The 1,135-nt window shown below is 45.6% G+C and carries 1 protein-coding gene; it reads right to left on the reverse strand.

Annotation, left to right across the window (positions count from 1 at the left end; translation table 11 throughout):
- The coding region (locus ACKFKF_RS35130) for a GAF domain-containing protein (RefSeq protein ID WP_446871958.1) at window positions 1–1,135 on the reverse strand (1,135 nt) is incomplete at both ends.

Genomic DNA, 1,135 nt, shown 5'->3' on the forward strand with positions numbered 1-1,135 from the left:
CGTTGATTGGCATCAACCACTAATCCATCCGAGAGGCGGGTTCGGAAGATGCCGACCTGCGAGTTTTCAAAGATATTGCGAAACTTAGTTTCACTTGCCTGCAACGCTACTGTTCGTTCTGCGACCTGTTGTTCTAAAGTGCGGTTATAATCGGCTAACAGTTTCTCTGCTTGTTTGCGCTCGGTAATGTCTTGAAAGGTGGCGATCGCATAAGCCACATCACCGTGTTCATCAAAAATGGGTGTTCCCCATACCTCTACTGGAGTCGCTACATTGTTTCGACGAATTTCCATATCATTAATCATCGTGAGATCGCCACTCAATGCCCGAACAACTGGCATTTTCTCAGTGGGGTAGGGTTGTTCTGTTCCCGCTAAATAAATTTGATAAACTTCTGCAAATTGATCCGGTGTCACAGCAGGATCAATCCCCTTACCCAATAGCTGAACTGACCTTCGATTGGAGTAGCAAGGGCGACCTGTTGCATCGACCACTCCAATTCCCACGGGCACCGCTTCAAAAAATTGCGTCAATTTATTATTGCTGGCGTGTAGCTGTGCGTAGAGTTTGGCATTTTCAATTGAGATCGCTGCTTGAGTGGATAGCAAGTTTAAGACTTGCGTTCGCGTAGCGTCTCCTTTGGAGAATTGCTCTGGTGTAAAAGCCCCAGTTGCTAATTGATTTTCCAGATACAACACACCAACAAGCTTACTTTGATTCAGCAACGGCAAACAGAGCAGCGATCGCGGTTGGTTGTGCTGAATGTATGGCTCGTTGATGAAATTACCTTCATGAGTCGCATCATTCAAGATCACAGGTTCATGAGTCCGAATCACATACTGAATAATCGATTCGGGTAAACGATTCGCCATTGGCATCGATTCCAACACTTGCGTCGTACAGACATTCTCACTATCATTGAGTTCGCAGGCAGCCTCAATTGTCCATTCTCCTGAGTTTTCTAAAATCAGACTTCCAGTTTGTGCGCCAGCATTCTCGATTAAAATCTGCATCAAGGAACGAAGCAACCGATCGAGTTCAATTTCACTCGAAATTGCCTGTGATGCTTTCAGTACCGCAGCTAAATCGATCGCGTTGTCTAAGCGAGCAGAAGTAGTTCTAGAAGTTGCATGGA

Source organism: Phormidesmis sp. 146-12, assembly GCF_052939495.1.